General features: G+C 43.4%; 1 protein-coding gene. It reads left to right on the top strand.

Annotation, left to right across the window (positions count from 1 at the left end; genetic code table 11):
• Window positions 1-328: 328 nt before the first annotated feature.
• On the top strand, window positions 329-465 hold a 137-nt coding region (locus tag ACTHUE_RS20260), incomplete at its 3' end, for a carbamoyl-phosphate synthase domain-containing protein (RefSeq protein ID WP_440424307.1).

Raw genomic sequence — 465 nt, 5'->3', positions numbered from 1 at the left:
AGACGGCCTGACTGAATATTTAGTTCAACCTTATTCATCAGGCATTCCAAAAGCAAGGGACTGTACCGTAAAGATAAAACGTTTTTAAATTATCGATTATTGGCTCTACGCTTGAAATTCCTATTACTTTGACTTAAAATACACTGCTTCTACGGCATAGACCGCTATGTCTGAAAAAGCACGTTACACAGCAAAATCAATGCTGCGGAGCGTGTTTTTTTTTAGCCGAGATTTCCGAAGGCTGTCTTTTTTGTAAACAATTTTTATTTTTCAGACGGCCTGACCATTTTTTTCGAACCGACCATCATCAGGCAAACAGGATTCCATCATGACCACTCCGGCTCTTCTCGTTCTCGCTGACGGCAGCGTATTTCACGGCACATCAATCGGTTACGAAGGTTCGACTTCCGGCGAAGTCGTGTTCAACACTTCCATGACCGGCTATCAGGAAATCCTGACCGACCC

Source organism: Neisseria sp. P0021.S005, from assembly GCF_051956955.1.
This window is presented reverse-complemented; position numbering and strand designations above follow the sequence as displayed.